The 25,806-nt window shown below is 71.1% G+C and carries 26 protein-coding genes; 4 read left to right on the top strand and 22 right to left on the bottom strand.

The annotated features are described in order from the left end of the window. The first annotated feature begins 122 nt into the window (after positions 1–122). Positions 123–758 (top strand): TadE/TadG family type IV pilus assembly protein, encoded by a 636-nt coding sequence (locus tag AC4BGC_RS12070; protein ID WP_490548215.1) that lies wholly within the window; start codon positions 123–125, stop codon positions 756–758. Next, positions 755–2,515: a pilus assembly protein TadG-related protein gene (locus AC4BGC_RS12075; protein ID WP_490555971.1), complete on the top strand. Its 1,761-nt coding sequence runs from the start codon at positions 755–757 to the stop codon at positions 2,513–2,515. Before AC4BGC_RS12070 ends, AC4BGC_RS12075 begins: the two co-directional genes overlap by 4 nt. 7 nt (positions 2,516–2,522) lie before the next feature. On the opposite strand, the gene AC4BGC_RS12080 is transcribed toward AC4BGC_RS12075, so the two are convergent. Genes AC4BGC_RS12080 through rplS form a run of 4 tightly spaced genes read right to left on the bottom strand, consistent with a single transcriptional unit; the run spans position 2,523 to position 4,712 of the window. After that, entirely contained in the window at positions 2,523–2,834 is a 312-nt protein-coding gene (locus AC4BGC_RS12080) for a DUF2469 domain-containing protein (RefSeq protein ID WP_490548213.1), read from the bottom strand. Further along, positions 2,831–3,589 (bottom strand): ribonuclease HII, encoded by a 759-nt coding sequence (locus tag AC4BGC_RS12085; RefSeq protein ID WP_490555972.1) that lies wholly within the window; start codon positions 3,587–3,589, stop codon positions 2,831–2,833. The genes AC4BGC_RS12080 and AC4BGC_RS12085 overlap by 4 nt, the downstream gene beginning before the upstream one ends. Positions 3,590–3,596: 7 nt before the next feature. Continuing rightward, positions 3,597–4,325, bottom strand: a complete 729-nt coding sequence (gene lepB, locus AC4BGC_RS12090) for a signal peptidase I (RefSeq protein ID WP_490555973.1) — start codon at positions 4,323–4,325, stop codon at positions 3,597–3,599. 36 nt (positions 4,326–4,361) lie between these two features. Continuing rightward, entirely contained in the window at positions 4,362–4,712 is a 351-nt protein-coding gene (gene rplS, locus AC4BGC_RS12095; protein ID WP_490548210.1) for a 50S ribosomal protein L19, read from the bottom strand. 232 nt (positions 4,713–4,944) lie between these two features. On the opposite strand from rplS, the gene AC4BGC_RS12100 reads away from it, so the two are divergent. Beyond that, positions 4,945–6,030 (top strand): DNA glycosylase AlkZ-like family protein, encoded by a 1,086-nt coding sequence (locus AC4BGC_RS12100; RefSeq protein ID WP_490555975.1) that lies wholly within the window; start codon positions 4,945–4,947, stop codon positions 6,028–6,030. 3 nt (positions 6,031–6,033) lie between these two features. Here AC4BGC_RS12100 and trmD read toward each other — a convergent pair whose 3' ends face one another. The 11 genes from trmD to AC4BGC_RS12155 form a co-directional block, all read right to left on the bottom strand. Further along, positions 6,034–7,203 carry a tRNA (guanosine(37)-N1)-methyltransferase TrmD gene (gene trmD / locus AC4BGC_RS12105; RefSeq protein WP_490555977.1) on the bottom strand — a complete coding sequence of 390 codons (1,170 nt, stop codon included), beginning with the start codon at positions 7,201–7,203 and terminating at the stop codon, positions 6,034–6,036. A 1-nt stretch (position 7,204) separates the two neighbouring features. Beyond that, on the bottom strand, positions 7,205–7,714 hold the full coding sequence (gene rimM, locus AC4BGC_RS12110; RefSeq protein WP_490548207.1) for a ribosome maturation factor RimM: 510 nt from the start codon (positions 7,712–7,714) through the stop codon (positions 7,205–7,207). Positions 7,715–7,860: 146 nt separating this feature from the next. After that, complete coding sequence (locus AC4BGC_RS12115) at positions 7,861–8,103, bottom strand: RNA-binding protein (protein WP_490548206.1); 243 nt, start codon at positions 8,101–8,103, stop codon at positions 7,861–7,863. Between the two features lie 5 nt (positions 8,104–8,108). Further along, entirely contained in the window at positions 8,109–8,621 is a 513-nt protein-coding gene (rpsP, locus tag AC4BGC_RS12120) for a 30S ribosomal protein S16 (protein ID WP_490555981.1), read from the bottom strand. Between the two features lie 150 nt (positions 8,622–8,771). After that, positions 8,772–9,563: a putative protein N(5)-glutamine methyltransferase gene (locus tag AC4BGC_RS12125; RefSeq protein WP_490555985.1), complete on the bottom strand. Its 792-nt coding sequence runs from the start codon at positions 9,561–9,563 to the stop codon at positions 8,772–8,774. Further along, on the bottom strand, positions 9,544–10,617 hold the full coding sequence (locus AC4BGC_RS12130; RefSeq protein ID WP_490555986.1) for an amidohydrolase family protein: 1,074 nt from the start codon (positions 10,615–10,617) through the stop codon (positions 9,544–9,546). The genes AC4BGC_RS12125 and AC4BGC_RS12130 overlap by 20 nt, the downstream gene beginning before the upstream one ends. 82 nt (positions 10,618–10,699) lie before the next feature. Continuing rightward, complete coding sequence (ffh, locus tag AC4BGC_RS12135; RefSeq protein ID WP_490548202.1) at positions 10,700–12,256, bottom strand: signal recognition particle protein; 1,557 nt, start codon at positions 12,254–12,256, stop codon at positions 10,700–10,702. Positions 12,257–12,325: 69 nt separating this feature from the next. Continuing rightward, a complete protein-coding gene (locus AC4BGC_RS12140) occupies positions 12,326–14,551 on the bottom strand; it encodes a [protein-PII] uridylyltransferase (protein WP_490548201.1) in 2,226 nt (741 codons plus the stop codon). 45 nt (positions 14,552–14,596) lie between these two features. Beyond that, entirely contained in the window at positions 14,597–14,935 is a 339-nt protein-coding gene (locus AC4BGC_RS12145; RefSeq protein ID WP_490555988.1) for a P-II family nitrogen regulator, read from the bottom strand. A 135-nt stretch (positions 14,936–15,070) separates the two neighbouring features. Further along, positions 15,071–15,409 (bottom strand): P-II family nitrogen regulator, encoded by a 339-nt coding sequence (locus tag AC4BGC_RS12150; RefSeq protein ID WP_490548199.1) that lies wholly within the window; start codon positions 15,407–15,409, stop codon positions 15,071–15,073. Next, entirely contained in the window at positions 15,406–16,737 is a 1,332-nt protein-coding gene (locus tag AC4BGC_RS12155) for an ammonium transporter (RefSeq protein ID WP_490555989.1), read from the bottom strand. Before AC4BGC_RS12155 ends, AC4BGC_RS12150 begins: the two co-directional genes overlap by 4 nt. A gap of 229 nt (positions 16,738–16,966) precedes the next feature. On the opposite strand from AC4BGC_RS12155, the gene AC4BGC_RS12160 reads away from it, so the two are divergent. After that, a complete protein-coding gene (locus AC4BGC_RS12160; RefSeq protein ID WP_490548197.1) occupies positions 16,967–17,602 on the top strand; it encodes a TetR/AcrR family transcriptional regulator in 636 nt (211 codons plus the stop codon). Here the strand turns inward: AC4BGC_RS12160 and ftsY are convergent. The 7 genes from ftsY to mutM all read right to left on the bottom strand — a co-directional run bounded on the left by ftsY (position 17,599) and on the right by mutM (position 25,667). Next, positions 17,599–18,732, bottom strand: a complete 1,134-nt coding sequence (gene ftsY / locus AC4BGC_RS12165; protein ID WP_490555991.1) for a signal recognition particle-docking protein FtsY — start codon at positions 18,730–18,732, stop codon at positions 17,599–17,601. The genes AC4BGC_RS12160 and ftsY overlap by 4 nt on opposite strands. Before the next feature lie 110 nt (positions 18,733–18,842). Then, positions 18,843–19,133, bottom strand: coding sequence for a hypothetical protein (locus AC4BGC_RS12170; protein WP_490548195.1), 291 nt, complete (start codon positions 19,131–19,133; stop codon positions 18,843–18,845). Between the two features lie 89 nt (positions 19,134–19,222). After that, the gene (locus AC4BGC_RS12175; protein ID WP_490557181.1) at positions 19,223–19,696 is read right to left on the bottom strand and encodes an acyl-CoA thioesterase; all 474 of its coding nucleotides are present in this window, start codon (positions 19,694–19,696) and stop codon (positions 19,223–19,225) included. Beyond that, positions 19,696–20,709 (bottom strand): AF_0692 family protein, encoded by a 1,014-nt coding sequence (locus AC4BGC_RS12180; RefSeq protein ID WP_490555994.1) that lies wholly within the window; start codon positions 20,707–20,709, stop codon positions 19,696–19,698. Before AC4BGC_RS12180 ends, AC4BGC_RS12175 begins: the two co-directional genes overlap by 1 nt. Before the next feature lie 55 nt (positions 20,710–20,764). Next, on the bottom strand, positions 20,765–24,322 hold the full coding sequence (gene smc / locus AC4BGC_RS12185) for a chromosome segregation protein SMC (RefSeq protein ID WP_490555998.1): 3,558 nt from the start codon (positions 24,320–24,322) through the stop codon (positions 20,765–20,767). Between the two features lie 195 nt (positions 24,323–24,517). Continuing rightward, a complete protein-coding gene (locus tag AC4BGC_RS12190) occupies positions 24,518–24,724 on the bottom strand; it encodes a hypothetical protein (RefSeq protein WP_490548191.1) in 207 nt (68 codons plus the stop codon). Between the two features lie 79 nt (positions 24,725–24,803). Next, the gene (gene mutM, locus AC4BGC_RS12195) at positions 24,804–25,667 is read right to left on the bottom strand and encodes a bifunctional DNA-formamidopyrimidine glycosylase/DNA-(apurinic or apyrimidinic site) lyase (RefSeq protein ID WP_490556000.1); all 864 of its coding nucleotides are present in this window, start codon (positions 25,665–25,667) and stop codon (positions 24,804–24,806) included. Positions 25,668–25,806 lie beyond the last annotated feature (139 nt).

Here is a 25,806-nt window from a genome sequence, read left to right on the forward strand (position 1 = left end):
GTCTCCGCAGACAGGTTTTCCCGATTCGTCCCCATTGACCGGTCGCTTTCGCCACAATGGTCCAGCATCCACGACATGGGCGGAACTGCCTTGCCTGCGATGCGTGAGGACAGGTGTGGACCATGTGGGTGCGACGCAGGCGCGACCAGCGCGGTGCCGTGGCCGTCGAGGCTGCCCTGATCACCCCGTTCCTGTGCATCCTGCTCTTCGGGATCATCGAGATGTCGCTGCTGATGCGTGACGCCGTGTCGGTCAACAGCTCGGTCCGGACCGGGGCCCGCATCGCCTCGGTCTCGGCCAACGCCGGTCCCGGCACCTGCGTCGCGAGCACGAACCCGCCGCCGTGCACGCCTGCCACCGCGCCGGCGCTGGCCCAGGCCGCCGCCGACGCGATCGCGCGAGCCGGCTCCGCGATGCCCAAGGACAGCATCGAGTGGGTGATGATCTACGACGCCAACGTGCACGGGTTCCCGTTGCCGGCCTCGAACAAGACCCTCACCTGCACCACCAACTGCGTGCGCTACGTCTGGGACAAGAACCTGGACAAGTTCCGGTTCGGGGGCGGCAGCTGGAACACGAAGACCACGGTCAACGCCTGCGTCAACGACCCCAACCGCAGCGCCGTGGGGATCGCCATGCGCGCCAACCACGCGTGGATGACCGGGTTCTTCGGCAGCGGTGTCGCGCTGAACGAGCGCAGCGTCATGCAGTTCGAACCACTGCCCAACGAGCAGTGCCTACCCAACAAGCACGCATGAGCACGCGGTGGCCGTTCCGGCGCGGGGCCAGGGACGAGAGCGGGTACGCCGTCATCCTGGTCGCGGTGTTCGCTGCCGCGGTGATGCTGCCGTTGTGCGCCCTCTCGGTGGACGTCGCGCGGATGTACGTCGAGATCGAACGGGTGCAGAACGCCGCCGACGCCGCCGCCATGGCCGGGGTGACCTTCCTCCCCGACGACCTGCCCGAGGCGGGGGACGCCGCGAAGGCCGTCTCCGCGCGCAACGGCTACCCCGACTCGGGACTGTCCAGGGTCGCCATCGGGCTCGGCGCGAAGCCGACCCAGCTGAAGGTGACCGTGTCCAGCACGATCACGAACAGCTTCGCGGCGGCGTTCGGGATCGGCACCACCACCATCACGCGCTCGGCACTGGCCGACTACAACGGCCCCGCCCCCATGGGCAGCCCGTGCAACACCTTCGGCAACGAGCCCAAGGCCGGAGCCGCGGAGACACTGGGCACGGGGAGCCAGCTCGTCGTACCTGTCGGCGGCGCCCCGTGCAGCACCACACCGAAGTTCTGGGGTGCGGTCGCCGGCCCCGAGACGCCGAAGGCGAACGGCGACGGGCTGATGACGCGCAAGTGCAGCAGTGGGAACTCCGGCTGCACCGGAACCTCCAACGACGAGTTCGACCCGCTCGGCTACTTCTACCTCGTACGCGTCGGCGCCGCGGCCGTGAACAAGCCGGTCTCGATCCAGATCTACGACCCGGCCTTCGTCGAGACCGGGGACAAGTGCGAGGTCGCCACCAAGCAGACCGACAACCCAACGGGCACCAAGCTGCGCGACAACATGAACAGCTACACCAACGACGGCAACGCCCGCTACGCCAAGACCGCGGGCCTCTTCTGCACCGGCGACGTCCTCAGCAACGACAACGCCGAGGCTCCCATCACCTCGTTCGTCCTCCGGCGCCCCACCGACACCTACCGTCCGGTCAACGGCACCCCGGTCACCGGCTGCGTGAAGCAGTACAAGGGCTACAAGGAGAACGACAACACCACCACGAAGCTCCGCCGGACCAGGGACAACAACCAGTCGAACGGCTCCTACACCGACGAGCTCGCCAAGGTCTTCCACCAGTGGGTGAACTTCTGCACCTTCACCCCCACCCAGGTCGGCGACCACTACCTGCAGGTACGCACGAACGTCGCGCTGGGCGGCTCGGCCGACGGTGCCGGCGGGTACTCCGGCTTCGCGCAGACCTACAACCAGATGGACGACAACAACAACGTCAAGGGCGACGGCAACAACCGGTTCGCCCTCCGGGTGACCGGTCCCAACAAGGCCGCGGTGTCGATCGCCGCCTGGGAGAACATGGGCATCTACGCGAACCTCGCGGGCGGCACCACCGAGTTCAACCTGGTCCGGGTGATCCCCGCGGCCGCGAGCAAGACCCTGCTGATCAAGTTCTTCGACGTGGGTGACGCCGAGAGCGCCGGCTCGATCAAGATCCTGCCGCCCACCGACTCGAACCTGCCCACGCCGCTGGTCGGCTGCACCGGCGCCGGCGTCTACAACGGGACGCTCACCAGCTGCCAGCTGACCGGCGTGGGCAGCAACTACAACGGGAAGTCACAGACGATCCGGGTCCCGATCCCGCCGTCGTACAACTGCACGTCCACCGCGACCGGTGGCTGCTGGTTCCGGCTCCAGGTGGCCTTCCCGAGCGGTGTCAGCGACACCACCACGTGGTCCGCCCGCGTCGAGGGCGACCCGGTCCGCCTGATCGAGTGACCCGGGCTCAGCCCTTGGGAGGCTCGATCTCGCTGTGGCTGAGCTCCTCGACGTTGACGTCCTTGAACGTGAGCACCTTGACGTTCTTGGCCAGCCGGCGAGCAGGCCGGTACATGTCCCAGACCCAGGCATCGGTCAGGGTGACCTCGAAGAACACCTCGCCCACCTCGGTCCTGGCCTTCACGTCGACCTGGTTGCACAGGTAGAAGCGGCGGTCCGTCTCCACGACGTACTTGAAGATCCCCACCACGTCGCGGTACTCGCGGTAGAGGTTGAGCTCCATCTCGGTCTCGTACTTCTCGAGATCCTCGGTGCTCATCGCAGAACCTCCTGCAGGTCGGCGTCTTCTGGTTCCCACAGCTCCAGCTGGGGCTCAAGACTGAGGGGCGGGGGGTCGATGATCCCGGCGGCTCGCCGCACGTTGACGAACCTCATCCGGTGGACGGGGCTGGGGCCGTGCTCCTCGAGCGCCTCGGTGTGCTCGGCGGTGCAGTAGCCCTTGTGCGTGGCGAAGTCGTAGGCGGGGTAGCGCTCGTGCAGCTGGCACATGATCCGGTCCCGGGTCACCTTGGCGATCACTGACGCGGCCGAGATGCAGGCGGCCACCCGGTCACCCTTCCACATCGCCAGGCCCGGCACCTCGAGGCCGTCGACGGGGAACCCGTCGGTGAGGACGTACGCCGGCCGCTGGTCGAGCCGCGCGAGCGAGCGCCGCAGCGCCTCGACGTTGGCGACGTGCATCCCGAGCCGGTCGCACTCCCCCGGCTCGACGACGACCACCGACCAGGCGAGCGCCCGGCGCAGCACCTGCTCGTAGCAGCGTTCGCGCGCCTTCGCGGTGAGCAGCTTGGAGTCGTTGAGCTCCGGGACCAGCCCGGACCTGCCCTCGGGCAGGATCACCGCGGCGGCGACGAGCGGGCCGGCGCAGGCGCCGCGTCCCGCCTCGTCCACCCCGGCGACCGGGGACAGCCCGGCACGGCGCAGTGCGCGCTCGTAGCCGTACAGGCCCGCGTCGCGGCGCACGGTCGAGCCGCGCGGCAGGTTGCCGACGGGTCCCGGAGCAGGAGTGGTCATCGGTTCGTCATCTCGAGTCGGGAACGTCCTCGAAGGTCTTCGGCCGGTCGATCAGCTCGCCCCGCTTGAGCGGCCAGATCAGGGAGAACACCTTGCCCACGACGAGGTCCTGGTCGACGAAGCCGCCGCCGGGGCCGCCCATGTGACCACGGGAGTCGTAGGAGAAGGGACGGTTGTCCCCCATCATCCACAGGTGGCCCTTGGGCACGATCCGGTCGAACTCGACCTCGGACGGGACGACCCCCTTGGGTAGGTACGCCTTCTCGTCCAGCGGCTGGCCGTTGACCGTCATGCGGCCCTTGGAGTCACAGCACACGATCCGGTCCCCGCCGACGCCGACGACCCGCTTCACCAGGTGACCGCCCGTCGGGTAGAGCCCGATCCGCTCCATGAACCCTGTCACCGGTGACCGGGACGCGGGTGTCTCGGCCCCGTCGAGCCAGCCGCCCGGGTCCTTGAACACCACGATGTCCCCGCGGCTCGGTGACGCGCTGCCCCAGTAGGACACCTTCTGCACCAGGATCCGGTCGTTCTCGACGAACTGCGGTTCCATCGAGGGCGAGGGGATGTAGAACGCCTGGACGAACAAGCTCTTGATGATGATCGCCAGCACGAGGGCGAGGCCGAGGAGCAGGATCGTCTCCTGCCACAACGGCATCGGCTTCTTCTGCGCCTTCTCGCCGGGCTCGTCGCCGGACCGGTCACTCGGGCCCAGGGTCTCGCCGACGTTCGTCACGATGAGAGCCTAACCGGCCCAGAGGGCCCGAGTCGCTCAGGAGTCGCGGCGCTCCTTGATCTTGGCAGCCTTGCCGCGCAGGTTGCGCAGGTAGTAGAGCTTCGCGCGACGAACGTCACCACGGGTGACGATCTCGATCGAGTCGAAGATCGGGGAGTGCAGCGGGAAGGTGCGCTCGACACCGACACCGAAGGAGACCTTGCGGACCGTGAAGGTGCGGCCGATGCCCGAACCCTGGACCCGGAGCACGACACCCTGGAAGACCTGGAGCCGCGAGCGGTTGCCCTCGACGACCTTGACGTGGACCTTGATGGTGTCGCCGGCCCGGAAGTGCGGGACGTCGTCGCGCTTGAGGGCGCCGTTGAGCTCGTCGATTACGTTCGACATGGTGTGTCTCCTCGTGACTGCCACAGGTCACCCACGGATGTGGTTGATTGATTCGGGTGGTCAGCGGTACGCCGTACGGCCCGCCCCCTGTGGCAGGTGGACCGTGAGCACCGACCGGCAGAAACCGGTCGCGTGTTCTGGCTCGCTGAGCCAAGGACCGATTTTGCCACAGGCGTGGGTCCGGGGGCGAATCGTCCTCGACCGGGTCCGCGCGGGTTGCTAGAACATTGTCATGGAGATCACGCGCGAACAGGTCCTCCGGTTCCGGATCCATGCCCAGCAGCTCGACCGCGAGGACACCGGCGAGACCTCCACCGCGGCTCGTGTGCTGGACCTCGGGGTGCAGGAGACCGGTCCCGACGGCGCGCTGTGGGCCCTCGCCCTGCGCGGGTTCACCCCGGATCCGGACGCACTGCTCACCGCCTGGACGATCCGGGGCGCCCCGCACGCCTACCGGCGCTCACAGGCCGCGGCGGTGGCCGCCGCCGTGGCACCGGTCTCTGAGGCCGATGCCGCCAAGCGGATCTACGCCGCCGCGAAGCCGCTCAAGGAGGCCGGGATCGCGGTCCTCGACGCGCTGGAGGTCATCGCCGAGGAGATGCGCGCGGTGGTGACCGCTCCCACCGTGAAGGGAGACCTGTCCGGCGCGCTGAACCAGCGCCTGCCCGAGCCCTACCTGCGCTACTGCCGGCCGTGCGACGCGATCCACCTCTTCGAGCAGCCGTTCCGGCTCGCGGCACTGAGGGCCGGGCTCGAGCTGCGGCCGCACACCTCACCGCCGGTCCTGGAGCCCATCCCCGGCTGGCGCGGGCCGGCGCCCACGGTCGACCCGGTCCTGGATCCGGTACGGGCGGTGCTGCGGCTCCTGGGTCCCGCGACCCCGCAGCAGGTCGCCGGCTACCTGGACTCCCCTGTCGCGGACGTGAAGGCGCGGTGGCCCGAGGACGTGGCCGAGGTGACGGTCGAGGGCGAGTCGCGCGACGTCCTCACCGCCGACGCGAGCACCCTCACCGACCCCCCGGACGTCTCCGGCGTGGTCCGGCTGCTCGGGCCCTTCGACCTGTTCCTGCAGGGACGTGACCGCGAGCTGGTCGTGCCCGACCCGCCCCGGCGCAAGGACCTGTGGCGCACCCTGGGCCGCCCGGGCGCGGTGCTTGTCGGCCACGAGGTGGCCGGCACCTGGCGCCCGCGGATGTCGGGCAAGAAGCTGCGGCTGGCCGTGGACCCGTGGTCGGAGCTCCCCGACCTCACCGAGCAGGCCGAACGGCTGGCGGCGTTCCGCGGCGTGAGCTTCGCGGGGTTCATCGGGACCGGGTAGTCCCTAGCCGCGTCTCCTGGTCAGGCGTACGGCGCCGGGCGCCTCCGGGGCCGGCCCGCGGAGGCGGTAGCCGGCGGCCCGGTAGAGGCGGAGGTGGCGCTTGCTCCCGGCTGCGGTGAGCAACGAGAGCTCCTGCACGTCGTCGGGAGCCGCGTCCTCGATCGCGGAGAGCAGGAACCGGCCGAGACCGCGGCCCTGCAGGTCGGGGGCGGTCATCAATCGGCCGATCTCCCAGGTCTCCCCGGTACGACGCCCGCGGACCGCGCCCACGAGCCGGCCCTCGATGCGGAGCACCAGGGTGGTCCACTGCGCCAGCCAGGCCTGCACGTCGGCGAGGTCCTCCGCAAGCACCGCCTCGTGGAGGTCGGGGCCCGCCTGCTGCGCCTGCGCCCAGCAGGCGCGCTGCAGGGTGAGCAGCTCGCCCGCGTCGGCGGGCACGGCCCGGCGGACCTGTCCAGCGAGGTCGTCGACGGTCACCGCCTGCGAGGCGTGGGCGAGGTCGGGTCGACGCTCGGCGGTGCGGCGTACGGACTCGGTGTGGCGCCAGCGGGCGATCCGCGCGTGGTCGCCGGAGAGCAGCACCTCGGGGACCTCGTGGCCCCGCCAGACCGCGGGCTTGGTGAACACGGGGTACTCCAGCAGCCCGTCGGTGTGCGACTCCTCGGCCAGTGACTCGGCGTTGCCCATGAAGCCGGGCAGCAGCCGGGCCACGGCCTCGACCATCGCGAGCACGGCCACCTCTCCCCCGTTGAGCACGTAGTCGCCGATGGAGAGCTCCCGGACCTCCATCCGCGACGCGGCCTCGTCCATCACCCGCTGATCGATGCCCTCGTAGCGCCCGCACGCGAACACGAGGTGCTCCGCGCCCGCGAGCTCGGCGGCGACCGCCTGGGTGAACCGCTCCCCCGACGGGGTCGGCACCACCAGGATCGTGCGCTGGGTGCCGCCGGCGGTGAGGTCATCGAGGGCGGCGCCCCACGGCTCGGGCTTCATCACCATGCCCGCGCCCCCGCCGTAGGGGGTGTCGTCGACGGTGCGGTGGCGGTCGTGGGTCCAGTCGCGCAGGTCGTGCACGTGCACGTCGACCAGGCCCTTCTGCTGGGCCTTGCCGAGCAGGGAGAGCCGCAGCGGCGCGAGGTACTCGGGGAAGATCGAGACGACGTCGAGGCGCACGTCAGAGCTCGTCGAGGATTCCGGAGCGGTCGTCGATGACGATCCTGCCGCCGCGGACGTCGACCTCGGGCACGAACACCGAGACGAACGGGAACAGGATCTCGCGGTCGGGCGCACGGATCACGAGCAGGTCCTGGGCAGCACCGTGCTGGACCCGATCCAGCTCGCCGACGACCTCTCCGTCGACCGTCTCCACCCGCAGCCCGACCAGCTGGTGGTCGTAGAACTCCTCGGGGTCCTCGGGCAGCTCCTCCGGGTCGATCGGGCAGGTGAGCTCGAGCCCCCGGGCGGCCTCGGCGGCGTTGCGCCCGTCGAGCTCCTCGAACCGGACCACCAGCTTGCCGCTGTGCGTCCGCGAGCCCGCCACCGTGAGGTCACCGCTCGAGGCCCGCAGCACCTGCCCCACGGCGAACCGGCGAGCCGGCTCGTCGGTACGCGGCTCCACGAACACCTCGCCCCTCAGCCCGTGCGCGGGCCCGATCCGCCCGACCACGACATAGTCCTCGGCCACTGCTGCTCCTTCTCGGTGACGTGGGTGGGTGGGCCGGTTTCCCAGGTGATGAACCCAAACTGCCTCTTCACACACCGCACGCGGTGTGTGAAGAGGCAGTTTGACCTCTAGACCTGGGAAACCGGCCGAGGCTCAACGCTGTGCGACTAGCGCTTGCGGTCGACGTCCACGAAGTCGATACGTGCCCCGCCACGGCCGGCCAGGGAACTGACCACCGTGCGGAACGCGGTGGCCGTGCGGCCTCCGCGCCCGATGACCTTGCCCAGGTCCGAGGGGTGCACGCGTACTTCGAGGATGGAACCCCGGCGCAGCTGCTTGTCCTCGACGACGACGTCGTCGGGGTGCTCCACGATCCCGCGGACCAGGTGCTCCAGGGCGTCGGCGAGCATCTGGGTCAGGCCTTCTCGGCGTCGGCCGCGTCAGCTGCGGGGGCCTCGGCGGCAGGGGCCTCGGTCTTCTCGGCCTCGGGCTCGTCGGCCTTGGCCTCGGCGGACTTGTCGACCGTGGTGGACTCGGTCATCTTCTTGGTCTTTTTCTTGGTCACCGCGTCGCCCTTGGGCTCGTTGGCGGCGTCCTTGAGGGCCTCGTTGAAGAGCTCCTGCTTGTCGCGCTTGGGCTCCTTGGTGCGGAGGGTGCCCTCGGCGCCCGGCAGGCCCTTGAACTTCTGCCAGTCACCGGTGACCTTGAGGATCGCGGCAACGGCCTCGGAGGGCTGCGCGCCGACGCCGAGCCAGTACTGCGCCCGGTCGGAGGTCACCTCGATGAACGAGGGCTCCTCCTTGGGGTGGTACTTGCCGATCTCCTCGATGACCTTGCCGTCCCGCTTCTTGCGGGAGTCGACGACGACCACGCGGTAGTGCGGCTGGCGGATCTTGCCCATGCGCTTCAGACGAATCTTGACGGCCACGTTTGTGGTGTCTCCTTGAGAGTGTGTAGTGATGGGGTCCGCGCATCCCGGTGGGGCCAGGTGCGGTGAAACCCGGTGGGCGTGCGCTGTCCGGGTGAGAGGGCCCGGGCGGCGTACGGCTCAGCCCCTTAGTCTGCCAGACATCGCCCGTCAGGCTGAAATCGCCCGTACGACGGTGGACTCCTCGCGCTCCAGGACGTCCCCGCGGAGCCCCGCGTGCTCGCAGGCGCCGAGGGTTCCGGACGCCTGGCGCCGGCTGGTCTCGATCAGCAGCGACCCCCCGGGAGCCAGCCACCCGGGCGCCTCCCGGGCCACTCGGCGGTGTACGTCGAGCCCGTCGTGGCCCCCGTCGAGGGCGACGTGGTGCTCGTGCAGCCGCGCCTCGGGCGGCATCAGGGCGATCTCGTCGGTGGGGACGTAGGGGGCGTTGACCACGAGCACGTCGATCCGCCCGCGCAGGTCGGAGGGCAGCGCGCCGTACAGGTCCCCCTCGTGCACCTGCCCCATCGTCACGTTGAGTCGGGCGCAGGCCACCGCGGCGGGGTCGAGGTCACCCGCGTGGACCTCGACGGCGGGCAGGCGGGCCGCGATCGCCACGGCGAGGGCCCCGGTGCCGCAGCACAGGTCCACCACGACCGGCCGGTCCGTCCGGGATGCCGCCTCGGTCGCCGGGCCGACGAGGGCCTCGGTACGCCGGCGCGGGACGAACACGCCGGGCGCCACCCTGATCCGCAGGCCGCAGAACGCGGCCCAGCCGAGCACCTGCTCCAGCGGCTCGCCGGTGACCCGCCGGGCGAGCGTCGAGGCGAGGTCCTCGGGCGACCCGGCCGCCTCCTGGAGCAGGACTGCCTCCTCCCCGGCGAACACGCAGCCGGCAGCACGCAGAGCCGCGACGACCTCCGGGTCGGGCAGCTGGTCGGGGTCAGCCGACGACGTTGCCACGCAGCACGATCCGCTTCGGCTCGGCGAGCACCCTGACGTCCTCCAGCGGGTCACGGTCGTAGACCACGAAGTCCGCGGTGGTCCCCTCGGACAGGTAGCCGTCCAGGCCGAGCCACTCGCGCGCACGCCAGGACCCCGCACCCAGCGCCTCCTCGGTGGACATCCCCAGCCCAGCGAGCGCGACCACCTCGCCGGAGAGGTTGCCGTGCCGGGAGACGCCGCCGCCGTCGGAGCCCGCGTAGATCGCCACGCCGGCCTCGTGCGCGGCCATGATCGTGTCGCGCCGGCGACGGTGCAGCTCGGTCATCGTCTCGGAGTACGCCGGGAACCTCTCGGCCCCGGCCTCGGCGTACTGGGGGAACTTCTCCAGCTGCATCACCGTCGGCACCAGGGCGGTCGAGCCAGCGACCATCTGGTCGATCAGGTCGGGGGTGAGGCCGGTGCCGTGCTCGATGCAGTCGATGCCGGCGTCGAGCAGGCCGGGCAGCACGGCCCGGCCGAAACAGTGCGCGGTGACCTTGGCGCCGTGCTCGTGCGCGACCCGGATCGCCTCCGCGAACGCCTCCGGCGGGAACGACGGGGCGAGGTCGCCCTCGTCACGGGAGATCCAGTCCCCCACCAGCTTGACCCAGCCGTCGCCGCGCTGCGCCTCCTGGGCGACGTACGCCGGGAGCTCGTCGGGCTCGACCTCGTGGGCGTAGTTGCGGATGTAGCGCTTGGTGCGCGAGATGTGCCGGCCCGCCCGGATCAGCCGCGGCAGGTCCTCACGCTCGTGGATCCAGGCGGTGTCGGCCGCGGAGCCGCAGTCGCGGATGAGTAGCGCACCACCGTCGCGGTCCTCGATGGCCTGCTGCTCGGTCGCCTCGTCGCTGATCGCCCCGTTGTCGTCGAGCCCGAGGTGGCAGTGCGCGTCGACCAGTCCCGGGACGATCCAGCCCTCGGCCACCGTCTCGGCGCCGGCCTGCGGCTCGTAGGTGACCAGCCCGTCGACGACGTACAGGTCACGAGCTTCACCGGTGGGCAGCACCGGCCCGCGAAAACGTTGAACAGCCATGGCGGGGACGTTACTACCGTCCCGGGCCGGAGCCGGTTTCACCTCCGCGTCAGGGCCGGAGCCGGTTTCCCAGGCCCAACCCCTACTTCAGGTACTTCGAGAGGTCCGGCAGCTGGGAGGGGTCGAAATCGGCGGGGAGCTCCTGGCCGGGCTCGAGGCCGAAGGCGCTGCCGGCTGCGGCAGGCTTCTCGGCGGCGCCGGACTCGAGCTGGGCCCGCTTGGCCGGGTTGCCGGAGACGCGCTTGCCCTTGGCCTTCTTGGCCTGGGGTGCCTGCCGGCCCTTGGCCTTCTTGCCAAGGCCCATGCCGGGCGCGCCGGGAAGGCCGGGGGCGCCGCCGCGGGCCATCTGCATCATCATCTTGCGGGCCTCGAAGAACCGGTCGACGAGCTGGTTGACGTCGGAGACCTGGCGGCCGGAGCCCTTGGCGATCCGGGCGCGGCGGGAGCCGTCGATCATCTTGGGGTTGGCCCGCTCGGCCGGGGTCATCGACTGGATGATCGCCTGGATCCGGTCGATCTCGCGCTCGTCGAAGTTCTCGAGCTGGTCGCGGAACTGGCCCATCCCGGGGAGCATCCCGAGCATCTTGGTCAGCGAGCCCATCTTGCGGACCTGCTGCATCTGGTCGAGGAAGTCGTCGAGGGTGAACTCGCCGCCCTGGCCCTGGAGCTTCGCCGCGGCCTTGGCCGCAGACTCGGCGTCGAAGGTCTTCTCGGCCTGCTCGATCAGGGTGAGCAGGTCACCCATGTCGAGGATGCGCCCGGCCATCCGGTCGGGGTGGAAGAGGTCGAAGTCGGTGAGCTTCTCGCCGTTCGAGGCGAACATCACCGGCTTGCCGGTCATCTGCGCGATCGAGAGCGCGGCGCCACCGCGGGCGTCGCCGTCGAGCTTGGTGAGTACGACGGCGTCGTACCCGACTCCGTCGAGGAAGGCCTGGGCCGTCCGGACGGCGTCCTGGCCGATCATCGCGTCGACGACGAAGAGCACCTCGTCGGGAGTGACCGCGTCGCGGATGTCCGCGGCCTGCTGCATCAGCTCCTCGTCGATGCCGAGCCGGCCGGCGGTGTCGACGATGACCACGTCGTGCAGGGTGCGCCGCGCCTCCTCGACACCGTTGCGGGCCACGGACACCGGGTCACCGACCCCGTTGCCCGGCTCGGGGGCGTAGACGGTGACTCCCGCGCGCTCGCCGTTGACCTGGAGCTGCTTGACCGCGTTGGGGCGCTGCAGGTCGGCCGCGACGAGCATCGGGCTCTTGCCCTGGCCCTTGAGCCACAGCGCGAGCTTGGCGGCGAGGGTCGTCTTTCCGGCTCCCTGGAGACCGGCGAGCATGATCACGGTCGGCGGGGTCTTGGCGAACCGCAGCCGCCGGGTCTCGCCGCCGAGGATCGAGATGAGCTCCTCGTTGACGATCTTGATGACCTGCTGCGCCGGGTTCAGCGCCTGGCTGACCTCCGCGCCACGGGCCCGCTCCTTGACCGCAGCGACGAACTCCTTGACCACCGGGAGGGCGACGTCGGCCTCGAGCAGGGCAAGACGGATCTCGCGCCCCGTGGCGTCGATGTCGGCCTCGGAGAGCTTCCCCTTGCCGCGGAGGTTCTTGAAGGTGTCGGAAAGACGATCAGAAAGCGTGGCGAACACGTGTGTTGTTCCTCAGGGGCCGGTGGTCAGGACCAGAGGACAAGGTTAGCCGCACCGCGTTCCTGGCCCTCATCGCGGCGCAAAGGTGTCCACCAGCGCCTGTCGCACCACGTGCGCCGCAGAGGCCGCCCGCTCCTCCGAGAGCGCCCCTGCGTAGGCCTCCTGGACGTAGAACGCGTCCACCGCCTGGGGCCCCAGCGTCGAGACGTGGGCCGACCTCACCGAGATCTCCATCCGCGCGAGCGCGGAGCACACGGTGTGGATCAGCCCGGGGCGGTCCGCTGAGCGCACCTCGATCACGGTCGCCCGCGGCGAGGCGTCGGGGCGTACGGCGACCGACGGCTCGAGCTTGACCGGGCGCACCCGGCGGAGCCGCTCGGCCGCGTCGATGCGACCGTCCACGATGGCCTCCATCCGCTGCCGGAGCAGGATGTCGTCGAGGCCGGTCTCGGCCACGTCCCACACCGAGACCCCGAACCCGTCCTGGGTCCAGGCACGGGCCGCACGCACCGAGACCTTCTGCAGCGCCAGGGTCGCGGCCGCGTCTGCCAGCAGACCGATCCGGTCGCGCGCCACGACGGTCAGCTGGCAACCGTCGGGCGAGTCGACCGCGACCACCGAGACCGCGTCGGGGTCGGCACGCACCCTCTCGGGGATCTCGATCTCCGTGGCGTCGTCGTCGGGGAGCGGCTCGTCGGCGAGTACCGCCCCGGCACGGCGTACGAGCGTCTTGACCAGGGAGGCCCGCCACCGGGTCCAGGCCTTCTCCGAGGTGGCCCGTGCGTCGGCCTCGGTCAGGGCCGCGAGCAGCTCGAGCTCCTCCCGGTCCGCGACCTTCGCCGTGACCAGCCCGATCGTGGCCGGGTCGTCGGGGTCGCGGGTGGTGGCCGTCTCGGGGAGCAGCAGATGCCAGCGGACCAGCGCCCCGATCAGCTCCACCTCGCGGCTGTCGAAGCCGATCCGCTCGGCGATCTCGCGGGCGATCGGCGCTCCGGCGACGCAGTGCTCGGTGAGCTGGCCCTTGCCGATGTCGTGCAGGAGCGCGGCCACCATCAGCACGTCGGGACGAGCGACGCGACGGATCAGCGCCGACGCCTCGATGCAGGTCTCCACCAGGTGGCGGTCCACGGTGAACCGGTGCACCACCGACGCGTGCGGCAGCAGGCGCACCCGCTCCCACTCGGGGAGGATCAGCTCGAGGGCACCGGTCTCGTCGAGGGTCTCCCAGACGCCGAGCAGCCCCGGTCCGGAGGCGAGCAGCCGCACGAACAGGTCGCGGGCCTCGTCGGGCCACGGGTCGGGAAGGGGCGGACTCTCCCGCACCAGGCGTGCGGTCGCCGTGGGTGCCAGCACCAGGTCGCGCTCGGCGGCCTCCGTGGCCGCGCGGAGCAGCAGCAGCACGTCCTCGGCCGGTTTCGCGCCGCGGTCGAGCACTACCTCCTCGTAGGAGACGGCCAGGCCCGGCGCGATCGGCTCCAGCCGCGGGCGTCGCGCACCCACGCTCGGGCGCCGTTGCACCGCCTCGGCGCGGCGCCAGGTCAGCCGGGAGAGGTGGGTCAGCCGCCGGGCGATCCCGCGGGTGTGCACCTGGGCCGCGCGGGCGTCGGGGAGGCCCAGCAGCGGGGCGATCTCCTCCCAGTACTCCGGTGCCACGCGGTCGGTCGCGCGGCCGGCCACCGTGTGCAGGGCGTCGCGTACGTCGAGCAGCGCCACGCGCGAGCGCTCCAGGTCGCCGTGCGGTACGTCGACCAGCCAGCTGGCCACCAGCGCCTTGAGCACCGTGGCGTCGCGCAGGCCGCCCACCGACTCCTTGAGGTCGGGCACGGAGGCGTGCGCCAGCTCACCGCTCGTCCGGCCGCGCGCCGCGACCAGCTCCTGCAGCTCCCCCAGCCGGGTGCGCGCATCGCGGCGCCACTGGGTGAGCACGGCGGTGCGCAGGCGCAGGGTCAGGTTCGGGTCGCCGGCGAGGTGCCGGGCGTCGAGCAGCCCGGTGGCGACCCGGAGGTCCGCCGCGGCCTGCTCGAGCACCTGGCCCACGGTGCGGACCGAGTGGTCGATGTTGGCGCCGGAGTCCCACAGCGGGTACCAGATCCGGGCAGCCCAGTCGCCCGTCTCGAGGCCGTCGTCGTGGACCAGGACCAGGTCGAGGTCGCTGAACGGGGCCAGCTCCTGGCGGCCGTAGCCGCCCACGGCCATCAGGGCGACGCCCGTCTCGGGGCACCCCGCGGTCTCGAACGCCGAGAGGCAGAGCTGGTCCGCAGCCCGCGTCCGTTCAGCGCGATCGGCTGCGCTCACGCGCGACCAGACGTGCAGTGGGGCCTGTGACCCAGCTGTCCCATCTCAGATGGCCGACTCGTCGCGGTCACCGGTGCGCACCCGGACCACGGCCTCGCAAGGCGTGACCCACACCTTGCCGTCGCCGATCCGGCCCGTGGCTGCGGCCCCGACGATGGCCTCGGTGACCGCCTCGACGTTGGCGTCGTCGAGCACGATCTCGAGACGGATCTTGGGCACCAGCGCGACGTCGTACTCGGCACCCCGGTAGACCTCGGTGTGCCCCTTCTGCCGGCCGTAGCCGCTGACCTCGCTCACGGTCATCCCGGTGACGCCCACTGCCTCGAGGGCCGCACGGACTTCTTCCCACTTGTGGGGCTTGATCACTGCAGTCACGATCTTCATGGCTCACCTTCTCAGTCCAGTGGTCCCACACGTTGAATGGCCCGCGGGCACGTTTCCCCCTTTCTGCAAGGGAAACGCGCCCGCGGGCTTCGATGGTCGAGCTCCGGCCGGGTGGAGCGGCCGGTCACCGCTCGGTCAGATCGCGGCTTCGTCGCGGTCGCCGGTGCGGACCCGCACCACGCTGTCCACGGGCGAGACCCACACCTTGCCGTCGCCGATCCGACCGGTCTGCGCCGACTTCACGACGATCCCCGCGACGTCCTCGACGTCGCCGTCGTCGACGACGATCTCGATCCGGATCTTCGGCACCAGGGCGATGTCGTACTCCGCGCCCCGGTAGACCTCGGTGTGGCCCTTCTGCCGGCCGTAACCGCTGACCTCGCTCACGGTCATCCCGGTCACCCCGAAGGCCTCGAGCGCTGCCCGGACCTCTTCCCACTTGTGCGGCTTGATCACCGCGGTCACGAGCTTCATGCGTTGACTCCTCTCGCCTCGGCGTTGGCCTGAGCGGCCGCGCCCGATATGCCATGGCCACTGCCTCCGCCGAGCGAGGCGAAGTCGTAGGCCGACTCACCGTGCTGGCCGAGGTCGATGCCCTCGTTGACCTCTTGCTCCTCGTCGACGCGCCACCCGATCGTGTACTTGATGGCGAAGCCGATGATCGCGGTGAAGACGCCCGCCCAGGCGATCGCCACCAGGGCGCCGAGCGTCTGGTCGCCCAGGGAACCGAAGCCGCCGCCGTAGAACAGGCCATCGATGCCGCCCGCGCCCTCCGAGGTGGAGAACAGGCCGATCAGCACCGTGCCGACGATGCCGCCGACCAGGTGGACGCCGACCACGTCGAGGGAGTCATCGAGGTTGAGCTTGTACTTCAGTCCGACGGCCCAGGCACAGACCCCGCCTGCGATGGCGCCGATGGCGATGGCACCCGTGATGTCCACGGCTCCCGCCGCCGGTGTGATGGCGACCAGGCCGGCGACGATGCCCGAGGCCGCGCCCAGGGTGGTCGCCCTGCCGTGCAGCAGCCGCTCGATCAGCAGCCAGCCGAGGATCGCTGCCATCGTGGCCAGCGTGGTGTTGGCGAAGGTCCGTCCGGTCTCGCTGATGAACTGCTCCATGTTGGCCGCAGCACCCTTCTCGGTCCCCCAGTCGTCACCGAAGACGATCGAGCCGACGTTGAAGCCGTACCAGCCGACCCACAGCAGACCCGCCCCGAGCATGGTCAGCGGGAGGTTGTGCGGGCGCATGGGGTCGCGCTTGAAGCCGATCCGCTTGCCGATGATCAGCGCCAGCACCAGGCCGGCGACACCGGCGTTGATGTGCACGGCCGTCCCGCCTGCGTAGTCCTGGGCGCCGATCTTCGTGCAGATCAGCGCCGCGTCGGAGCAGCTGAACACCATGTGCGCCAGCGGGAAGTAGGACAGGGTCACCCACAGCGGCAGGAACACGATCCACGCGGAGAGCTTCACGCGGTCAGCGATGGCACCGCTGATCAGCGCGCAGGTGATCACCGCGAAGGTCAGCTGGAACATCACGTAGATGTAGTCGGAGGTCTCCACGCCCTTGAGCCCGAACAGCTCGAAGGGGTTGGCGAAGAGCAGGCCGTCGCCACCGAAGGACATTGACCAGCCCCACAGGACGTAGATGATGCCGACGATCGCCATCGCGATGTACGACATCATCATCATGTTCAGAACGGACTTGGCACGGGTCATTCCGCCGTAGAACAACGCCAGACCTGGCACCGTCATCATCAAGACGAGCGCGGTTGCGATCAGCATCCACGCGTAGTAGCCATCCATGGAACCTCCAGTGGTGAGAGAGCAAACAGGGCCGCGCGCGCCGACGACTGCGCTGTCGTACGCCGCTTCCCCCGGGTTGGGCGCAACTCTCGTCTGCGCAGGTTTCAGTGGTCGGCGACGCGTGTTTCGCCTGCGTCACACCTGGCGCCCTTGTGTTACGGCCCGGTGAAATGCCCCCATTTCGGAAAAGGCCGTACGGGGCACGCCAACCGAACTTATGCTCCCCACTGTGGACACTGGCATCATCGACGCGACGGGAGCGGGTGTGAGCGCCTCAGCAGCCCCCGAAGTACGCCGCAAGCGTGGCCGTCCGCGCGACCCCGAGGCGGACGGGCGCATCCTCGCCGCCGCCTCCTCGCTGATCCTGTTGCACGGCTTCGACAACATGACCGTCGACGAGGTGGCCGCGACGGCCGGCGTCGGCAAGGCCACCGTCTACCGGCGCTGGGCACGCAAGGAAGACCTCGCCGTGGCGGCGATGGAGCAGCTCTACCGCGACGAGATGCCGATCCCGGACACGGGCACGATCCGCGGGGACCTGTTCGCGATGTACTCCGCGGCGCTGAGCTTCATCCACTCCCCCGCCGGCACGAACTACATCCGCACCACGATCAAGGAGTCGATGCGCGACGACCGGATCGCCACCCTGTACCGCGAGGCCAGCCAGCGCGCTGAGGCCAACGCCGTCGGGGTCTTCGAGCGGGCGATCGCCCGCGGCGAGGCGCGACCCGACATGCCGATGAAGGCCGCCGTCCAGCTGATCGTCGGCATCATGGCGAACCGCGCCATCTCCGGTGAGTCGATGCCGGGCATGGACGAGATCGACGAGCTCGTCGAGTTCGTGCTCCGCGGAGTCGGCGCCTAGCCCTGGTCCAGCAGGGCGTCCACGAAGGCCTCGGGGTCGAAGGGCGCGAGGTCGTCGGCACCCTCTCCGACACCCACCAGCTTCACCGGGACTCCCAGCTCACGCTGCACCGCAACGACGATCCCGCCCTTGGCGGACCCGTCGAGCTTGGTCAGCACGATGCCGGTCACCTCGACCACGTCGCGGAACACGCGGGCCTGGACCAGCCCGTTCTGACCCGTGGTGGCGTCGAGCACCAGCAGCACCTCGGAGACCGGCGCCTGCTTCTCCACCACCCGCTTGACCTTGCCGAGCTCGTCCATCAGCCCGGCCTTGTTCTGCAGGCGGCCGGCGGTGTCGATGACCACGACGTCGACGCCGCGCTCCACCCCCGCGCGGACCGACTCGAACGCCACGCTGGCCGGGTCGCTGCCCTCGGGACCCGTGACCACGTCGACGCCCACCCGCTCGCCCCAGGTGCTCAGCTGCTCGGTGGCCGCCGCCCGGAAGGTGTCGGCCGCACCGAGCACGACGCTCTTGTCCTCGGCCACCAGGACGCGCGCGAGCTTGCCCACCGAGGTGGTTTTGCCGGCGCCGTTGACCCCGACGACGAGCACGACCGCGGGAACCCCGTCCTTGGCGGTCGTGGCCAGGGAACGGTCCATGGCCGGGTCGACCAGGGCGAGCAGCTCCTCGCGCAGCACCGCCGCGGCCTCGGAGGCACCGACGCCCTCGACCCGCATCCGGCTGCGCAGCCGCTCGACCAGCTCCTGGGTGGGGGCCACCCCCACGTCGGCGGTGATCAGGGTGTCCTCGATCTCCTCCCAGGTGTCCTCGTCGAGGCGGTCGCGGGACAGGAGCAGCAGCAGGCCGCGGCCGAGGCCGCCCTGCGACCGGGAGAGGCGCTGGCGCAGCCGGACCAGCCGGCCCGCGGCGCCTTCGGGGCGCTCGAGGGTGGTGACCCCGGCGGACGGCTCCTCGGTCGGCGCCTCGGGTGGGGCCTCCGGGGTGATCGTGCCGCCGGGAGCGGTGGGCGGCAGGTCGCGCGACGGTGGCTGCCGGCGGCCGTTGATGAAGGCCACCGTCCCGATGACGACCCCCACCACGAGGATCGCGACGGCGAGGATGATCCAGATCAGGAGCTCACTCATGGCCGGCCCCCCGCAGACGGGGCGAGCTGGCAGGCAGGTGCGTGAGGGTTCATGAGGCGATCCAATCAAACAGGCGGCCGGACAGCCTCAGCGGTGCGTGCCCGACCGGTCTAGGCAGCCCCGCGGTGATGGTGATGAGGCCGTTCGTCCGTCACCGCGTCCCGGGCGTCCGGCACCGAGTCCTCGGCGTCCTCGAAGTCCTCGTCCGTCTCGGCGACGTACGCCGGAGCGAGCACGATGTCGGGCTCGAGCACCGGCAGCGCGTCCGCCCACCTGCGCAGGGACTCCCCGAACTCGGGTTTGTACGGCATCTCGAGACCACGGTAGGGATACGCGGCGTACAGCATGATCACTGCACTGATCCCGAGCGCAAACAGCAACATGAGCACGAACACGACCATGGGTGCCCCTCGGTTTGAAGCGATGGTCCGGCGTCATGTCAAGTCTCCACGCCGGCCCAAAGCGGCCCGAGTGCTCCCGTGGGGGCTGCTCAGTCGCGCAGCAGGGGTACGACGGCCGCGCGGATCTGCTCGGGAATCGGCCGCACCGCTCGCCCGGCGCCGGCCTCGCCGGTGTTGTCCACGTATACGTGCACGAAGCGCCCCTCGGCGGCGGCCTCGGCCCCCTCGCGCTCGGGATCTCCCTGGAACAGGCCGATCCGGTAGATCACCGAGGACGTGCCCACCTTGTCCACAACCAGCCCCATGTCGACCGGCGCGGGATAGCCCATCTCCGAGAAGTAGCGGCAGCTCACCTCCGCCACCACCCCGACCGCGTCCAGCGAGCGGATGTTCACGCCGGTCGCCTCCGTGAGGTGGGCGTTGACCGCGGTGTCGATCAGGTCGAAGTAGCGGGCGTTGTTCATGTGGCCGTAGACGTCGTCGTCGGACCACCGGGTGGTCGCCTGGCGCCACACGGCGTAGTCACTGCGGCGGGGGCGTGCGGGTCGCTCGGTCACGCGCATCATTGTGCCGGTCCCAGAGCGGGATCCCGCTCTCGGGTGCGCGCGCGGAGCAACGCACCGAGAGCGAGCACGAGCAGGAGGACGACGACGTTCTGGACCAGCTTCCCCGCGGGGTCCCCACCTGGGGGCGTCGGCACCAGGAACCCGATCATGGTGCGCTCCAGGACACCGCCGAACGCGAATGCCACCAGGTGCCGCGTGGTCCAGTCCGGCGATCTCGCACACCGGACCAGCAGGACCCCGGCCGTGATCGCCGACCCCCACACCATGACCAGTCCGACCCAGGAGGCCGGCGCCAGGTCGAAGAGCCCCATCAGCACGAACCCAGCGATGCAGAGCACGGCCGGCGCGCCGGCACCTCTCCCCTGGACCCTGGTAACCGGCCCACCGAGCGGGGTGAAGGCGGCGGCGGCCAGCGTCAGCGCCAAGGCGAGGGAGAGCCCGTACCTGGCCGTCGACACCTCGGCTTCGGGCCCACGCTCGTCGAAGTGGATCAACGTGGCGACCCCCACCGCGAGAGCGGTCAGCACGGCAATTCCCCACCGGCCCAACCACGGGCGCCCGCGTCCTGCCGGCAGCAGCGCCTCGACGACCACCATCGGCGCGGCCAGGCTCATCACCACGTGACCCAGGGCCCAGGACGACAGTGCGAGGACGCTGACGCCCGCGATGGTGACCCCGCGGATGTCACCCCAGAGCTCGATCTCCTCGGCCGTCTGCGGGATCCACAGCGACAGGTCCACCCACGTCGGCATCAGGACCCCGACGGCGCCGGCAAGCAGCAGCCGTCCGGGCCACCCACGACCGGTGCGTACGGCGATCTCGCGGATCAGCAGGCCCACCCCGCCGTACAACGGGGCCAGGAAGGCAATCAGGAACAACGTCCCGCCGAGCTCGCCGGTGATGTCGAGGTAGGACTGGATGATCTCGGCGAACACCGGTGCCCCGAACAGCAGGCAGAGCGCCCCGATGGTCCGAGTGCGCCCGTCTGCCAAACCCGGCGATTCGCTCACCCCAGGAACACTAGAGTGAACGCTCTATTAATGCACGACCGTGCGCGGGCGGGCCTCAGGCCGGCTGCTGCTCCCGGAGACGCTGGCTGATCACCGCGGAGACGCCGTCGCCACGCATGGTCACCCCGTAGAGGGCGTCGCCGACCTCCATCGTGCGCTTCTGGTGGGTGATCACCAGGAGCTGGGAGTTCTCGCGCAGCTCCTCGTAGATCTCCAGGAGCCGGCCGAGGTTGGTGTCGTCCAGAGCGGCCTCGACCTCGTCGAGGATGTAGAACGGCGAGGGCCGCGCCTTGAACAGCGAGACCAGGAACGCCACCGCGACCAGGGACCGCTCGCCTCCCGAGAGCAGCGAGAGCCGCTTGACCCGCTTGCCGGCCGGACGGGCCTCCACCTCGATGCCGGTGTTGAGCATGTCGCCGGGCTCGGTCAGCACGAGTCGGCCCTCGCCGCCGGGGAACAGCCGGGCGAACGTGGAGTCGAAGGCCCGGCTCACGTCGGCGTACGCCTCGGTGAAGACCTGCTCGACCCGCTCGTCGACCTCGGTGACGATGTCGAGGAGGTGCTTGCGGGTGTTGCGCAGGTCCTCGAGCTGCTCGGTGAGGAACCGGTGCCGCTCCTCCAGCGCCGAGAACTCCTCGAGCGCCAGCGGGTTGATCCGGCCCAGCTGGGCAAGCGCACGCTCGGCGCTGCGCAGCCGCTTGGTCTGCTCCTCGCGGTCGTAGGGCACCGGGGGCGGCGGCTCGGCGTCATCCCCCGCGGCCGACGTCTCGAGGTCGATGTGCGGGACCGGCTGGTCGGGGCCGTAGTCAGCGACCAGTCCCTCGAGGTCCATCCCGAGCTCCTCGAGGGCTCGCTCCTCGAGCTGCTCGATCCGCATCCGCTGCTGGGTGCGTGCCATCTCGTCGCGGTGCACCGAGCTGACCAGCTCGTCGAGCTCGCGCCCGAGGTCGCGCAGCCGCACCCGGGTCTCGCGCAGCTCCTGCTCACGCCCGGCGCGGGCCTGCTCGACGCGGGTCCGCTCCGCGGCGGCCAGCGCCACGGACTCCTCGAGCCGCGCGAGCACGACGGCCACGCCGCGGCCGACGGCCTCCGCGACCCGCCCCTCGCGCAGGAGCTGCTCGCGGCGGGCGATCGCGGCGGCCCGGGCCTCGCGCTCCCTGCGCGCCGTGCGCAGCAGCGAGTCGGCGCGGCCGTGCAGGGCTCGCGCACGCTCCTCGGTGGTGCGCAGGGCCAGGCGGGCGTCCATCTCGGCCGCCCGGGCCGTGCGTGAGGCCTCTGCGAGACGCTCGCGCTCGCCGGTGTCGGGCTCCTCCTCGGGGGCGTCCTCGGCCGCGGCGAGGCGCGCCTCGAGGTCGGCCAGCCCCTCGAGGTCCTTGTCGCGGGCCACCCGCGCCGCGTCGATCGCCTGCTCGAGGCGGGCCGCCTCGGCGCGGGCGTTGCGGACCTGGGAGCTGTACTGCCCGAGCTCCTCGGCGACGGCTGCCAGGGTGGCGTCCGACTCGTGGAGCTTCGCCAGCGCGACATCGGCCCGGCGCAGGGCCTCCTCGCGCTCGCGCTCGAGGGTGGAGACGTCGAAGGTGAGCCGCTCGACGGTGTGCGCCGCGGCGGTGAGCTGCTCGGTGGCCTCGTCGACCGCCGCCTGCACCTCGAGCAGGCTGGGCTGGGCCGAGGATCCGCCGGCGGCGAAGTGGGTGCCGAGCAGGTCTCCCTCGCGGGTGACCGTGGTGAGGTCCGCCGCGTCGTGCACCAGCGCCCTGGCGGCGGGAAGGTCCTCGACCACCGCCACCTTGTGCAGCAGCCGGGCCAGCGCAGGGCGGAGCTCGGCCGGGCACTCCACGACGTCCACGGCGTACGCCGCACCCGACGGCAGCCCGGGCCAGGAGGCGTCGTCGGCGCTGGCTCCGCCGAGCAGGATGCCGGCCCGGCCGAGGTCGTCGTCCTTGAGGTGCGCGATCGCCCCGATGGCGGCGTCCACGTCACGGAAGGCGACGGCGTCCGCAGCGCTGCCCAGGGCTGCCGCCACGGCCGCCTCGTAGCCGGTCCGGACGCTGAGCAGGGCCGCCACAGAGCCGAGCAGCCCGCTGACCGGCTCGGTGGCCGCGAGCAGGGCACCGGCGCCGTCCTTGCGGTTCAGGCCGAGCTCGAGGGCCTCCTTGCGGGCGGTGAGCGAGCTGCGCTCCCGCTCGGCAGCGGTGAGGTCGCCGCGGATCTTGGCCAGCCGGTCCTCGATGTCGGCGAGGTGGGCGCTGGCGGCCTCGTGCTCGGCGTCGAGCCCCTCCTCGCCCGCGTCGAGGCTGGCGACCCGGGACTCCAGCGAGGTGAAGTCCTGCTGGGCCCGCTCGGCACGCGCCACGACGTCGGCCTGCGCCTGGGTGAGGCGGCCGACCTCCTCCTCGGCGGCCGCCGCCCGGCTCCGCAGCCCGTTGACCTGGCCGTGCAGGCGCGCCATCCCCTCGCGGCGGTCCGCGGCAGCGCGCTGGAGGCCCGCCACCCGGCGCTCCTCCTCGGTGAAGGCCTGCTCGGCGGCCTGCCGAGCGGTGACCGCCGCCTCGAGCGCGGTCCGGTTCCCGGCCACCTCGGCGTCGATCGCCTCCTCCTGCGTGCGCGCACGGGCGGCCTCGGCCTCGAGCTCGTCGGGGTCGCGGCCGGCCGGCACCTCGGGCTGGGACGCGGCGTTGCGGACCCGCTCGGCCGCGAGGCCGGCGGTGCCACGGAGCCGTTCGCGCAGGCCGGAGAGCCCGAACCAGGTCTCCTGGGCGCGGGAGAGCGCCGGCAGGTCCTCGCGCAGCGCGGCCTCGAGGGCGGCCTCGGTCTCGCGGGTGGCGGCCAGGGCAGCCTCGACCTCCGCGCGACGCTCCAGCAGCACCGTCTCGTCGGCCAGCTCCTTCTCCAGGGCGGTGCGGGCGGTGACGAGGTCGTCGGCCATCAGTCGCGCCCGGGCATCGCGGACCTCCGCCTGGACCGTCTGCGCCCGGCGGGCGACCTCGGCCTGGCGCCCCAGCGGCTTGAGCTGGCGGCGGATCTCGCTGAGCAGGTCGCTGAGCCGGGTGAGGTTGCCCTCGGTCGAGTCCAGCTTGCGCAGCGCCTTCTCCTTGCGCTTGCGGTGCTTGAGGACGCCCGCGGCCTCCTCGATGAACCCGCGCCGGTCCTCCGGGGTCGCGTGCAGGATCGAGTCGAGCTGGCCCTGCCCGACGATCACGTGCATCTCGCGCCCGATGCCGGAGTCGCTGAGCAGCTCCTGGACGTCGAGCAGGCGGCAGTTGCTGCCGTTGATGGCGTACTCCGAGCCGCCGTTGCGGAACATGGTCCGGCTGATCGTGACCTCGGTGTACTCGATCGGGAGAGCACCGTCGCTGTTGTCGATGGTCAGGGTCACCTCGGCACGACCCAGGGGCGGGCGGCCGGAGGTCCCGGCGAAGATGACGTCCTCCATCTTGCCGCCGCGCAGCGACTTGGCGCCCTGCTCCCCCATCACCCAGGCGAGCGCGTCGACGACGTTGGACTTGCCCGAGCCGTTGGGACCGACGATGCAGGTGATGCCCGGCTCGAGGTCCAGGGTCGTCGAGGACGCGAAGGACTTGAAGCCCTTGATGGTGAGGCTCTTCAGGTACAACGTGCGCTCCCTGCCAGTCGTCGAGGTCCGACATCTGCTGGACGCGGCATCATCTCAGACCGGACAGGCCTGGCTCCGCGACGGGGAAGGTCAGCGCCTCGACCCTAGCCACCGGGGTGCGGTGATCCGGGGAGGCGTGCCGGTGTGTGCCCGAGGACCAGCCGGCCCCGTGAACGGGACCGCGTCGGACCGTGGTCAGGAGTGAGCGAGGCTTCCGTCGCGTGCGACCGCCTGGTCGACCGACTCGGAGGCGACCGCGGCGAGCGCGTCGTTCTCCTTCTGGAGCCGCAGCACGATCTGCTCGAGGTCTGCCACCCGCTGACGCAGGGCACGGTTCTCGAGCAGGAGACGGGTCGCCTCGCGAGGGTCGCCGCCGATGGAGCCGAGTAGCGCCTTCGCCATGAAATGTGCCTTCCGAAAAAGCCGAGATGTATGGCCCGCCCGGGCCGTCTACAAGAGTCTCATGGGCACGGCACCCCCATCAACCCCGCGGGCGGCGGGGAGCGGGCTGGCAGACCGGGCAGAAGAACGAGGAGCGGTTCATGAACGTGGCCCGGCGGATCGGCGTACCGCAGCGCAGGCAGGGCTCGCCCTCGCGGCCGTAGGCCTTCAGCGAGCGGTCGAAGTAGCCGCTCTCGCCGTTGACGTTGACGTAGAGCGCGTCGAAGGAGGTGCCGCCCTGGGCGAGCGCCTCCAGCATCACCGCGCGGGCGCCCTCGATGACCGTCCCCACCTCGCGCTTGCTGAGGCGGGATCCGGGTCGCTCGCCGTGCACCCGCGCCAGCCACAGGCCCTCGTCGGCGTAGATGTTGCCCACGCCGGAGACCACGTTCTGGTTGAGCAGCAGTCGCTTGATCCCCGACTGGCTGCGCCGGACCCGGGTCACGAAGGCGGCCTCGTCGAACTCCTCGTCCAGCGGGTCGCGGGCGATGTGCGCGATCTCGGAGGGGACCACCGCACCCCCGTCGGAGATCGCGAGGCCACCGAACATGCGCTGGTCGACGAAGCGCAGCTCGAGCGGCTCGCCGGCCTGCGGGGCGAGGACGAACCTGACCCGCAGGTGGCGCTCGTCGGGGGCGCCGGGCCGCTGCACCAGCAGCTGGCCGCTCATCCCGAGGTGGCCGAGGAGGGCGTCGCCGCCGTCGAGGGAGAGCCACAGGTACTTGCCGCGGCGGTGGGCGCCGGTGAACGACTGCCCGGTCAGGCGGGCGGCGAAGTCGGACGCGCCGCCGGCGTGGCGGCGTACCGGACGGGGGTGGAGGACCTCGACGTGCTCGATCCGGTGCCCCAGCACGTGGGCCTCCAGGCCGCGTCGTACCACCTCGACCTCGGGCAGCTCGGGCATCGCACCTCCTCGCGCTCGGAACAGGCCCCGAGTCCGGGAACCCCCTGGAGACCATCGAGTGGCCCATACTGTCAAAGTGCCTCCACCGGACGGCGCGGAGAGCCGACGTCCACGGGTCAGGGCGGGTCGCCCGAGACCT

Source organism: Nocardioides sp. Z38_18, assembly GCF_058215695.1.